Raw genomic sequence first — 2,023 nt, 5'->3', positions numbered from 1 at the left:
CCACGGCCACCTTCATCGCCTGCATGTCCGTCCTCCGTCCCGGCGCCCGGCGCATTCCGGGCATCCAACGGCCACCACGAAAGAGGACGCCGAAAGGTTACAGCGCGGAGCGCGGAGCCCCGCTGCGAGGCGCGCGGTGACACCCGGGACGCGACGACCGGCCCCCAGCCACTGACGCCGTTGGAGCCCTCCCCTGCCCTCAGCCCTTCGCGGCGGCCGCGTGCCGGCGCACCAGCACGTACGCCGCCGGCAGCCCCACCAACACCGTCAACGTGGACAGGGCCAGGCCCCCCAGCACGGTGATGGCCAGCGGCCGTTGCAGCTCGCCGCCCTCGCCCAACCCGAGCGCGAGCGGGACGAGTCCCAGCAGCGTCGCCAGCGTCGTCATGAGGATGGGGCGCAGGCGCACGGCGGCGGCGTGGCCAACGGCCTCGGTGGCGGACAGCCCTTCGGCGCGTCCCTCTTCCGCCCGGTCGAGCAGGAGGATGCCGTTCTTCACGACGAGCCCGACGAGCAGGATGCAGCCCATCAACGAGGAGACGTTGAGCGGCGTGCCGGTGAGCCGCAAGCAGGCGACACCCGCCGCGAGCGCCACGGGGACCGCGCCCAGGATGAGCAGCGGGAGCACGACCCCTCGGAAATGGAAGGTCAGCACCAGGAAGACCCCCAGCGTGGCCAACACCAGCACGAGCACGAGGGCCTGGAAGGACTCGCGCTGACTTTCGCGCTGACCACCCAGCCGCACCTCCACCCCCGCTGGCGGCTTCAGCGTGGCGAGCCGCGCCTCCACGTCCGCGGTGACGCTGCCCAGGTCCCGCGCCTCCAGCCGCCCCGTCACCGCCACCAGCGGACGCAGGTTGTCCGAAAGCAGCTCCGCAGGCTGGCACTCCTGGCGCACGCGCGCCACCTGCGTCAGCGGAACCATCCGCCCCGAAGCGGTTCGTAGGCGCAGACGCTGGAGCACCTGGGGATCCAGACGGTCGGCGTCACGCAGCCGCACGCGCACGTCCACCGGACGTCCCTCGCGGGGGAGCGTCCCGACGACCTCGCCCAGCAGCGCGGTCCGGACCTGCGCCGACACCTCCCGCGTCGTCAAGCCCAGGAGCCCCGCCTGGACCAGGTCCACTTCCAGGTGGGCCTCCGGAGTGCAGCCGGTGACCCCGTCGAACAGGTCCGCCAGGCCCGGGATGTCCTGCAGCGCTTCGGCGGCGCGTGGCGCGAACTCCCGCAGCACCTGGACGTCCGGCCCCAGCAGCTTGACCTCGATGGGGTCCGGCGCGCCTTCCAGGTCGGAGAGCACGTCCTGCAGCAGCTCGACGAACTCCAGCCGGACTCCGGGAAGGGCGGCTTCCGCCCGCGTGCGCGTCGCCTCGATGATGTCCGGACCGTGGCGCGTCCGGTGGGGGGAGAGCGACACGGTCAGGTCGCCACGCGAGGACTCGGTGGCCGCCGGCGGCCCCAGCTCCGCGCCCAGGCGCCGGCTGGTGCCCACGACCTCTGGAATCTCAGCGACCACCGCCTCCAGCGTGCGCCCCAGCCGGTCCGCCTCCGCGACCGAGGTGCCCGTCGGCGTGAAGTAGTCCACGACGAACGCGCCCTCATCCAGCTCCGGCAGGAACCCCGTTCCCACGCCCCGGCCCAGCATCGCCAGCAGCACGGCGATGACCGCCACGATGGCCACCAGCGTTCCCGGCCGCGCACGCCACTGCGCGAGCATGAACCCCGGGATGACAGGCTCGGGCGCGTGATGGCCGCCGGGCGCGACGAGCAGCCACCCGCACAGCAGCGGCGTCAGCGTGACGGCCAGCACCCACGAGAACAGCACGGCGGCGCACAGCGTGAACGCCAGCGCGGAGAAGAACTGGCCCGACACGCCGGGCAGCAGCGACAGCGGCGCGAAGACCACGACCGTGGTGAGCGTGGAGTTGGTGACGGGCGTCAGCGTGACGGCCAGCACCCACGAGAACAGCACGGCGGCGCACAGCGTGAACGCCAGCGCGGAGAAGAACTGGCCCGACACGCC

General features: G+C 73.0%; 1 protein-coding gene. It reads right to left on the bottom strand.

What is annotated here, in order from left to right:
* Positions 1-199: 199 nt before the first annotated feature.
* The coding region (locus D7W79_RS41555) for an efflux RND transporter permease subunit (RefSeq protein WP_147442346.1) at positions 200-2,023 on the bottom strand (1,824 nt) is incomplete at its 5' end.

It is taken from the genome of Corallococcus exercitus, from assembly GCF_003611585.1.
GTDB lineage: Bacteria > Myxococcota > Myxococcia > Myxococcales > Myxococcaceae > Corallococcus > Corallococcus exercitus.
This window is presented reverse-complemented; position numbering and strand designations above follow the sequence as displayed.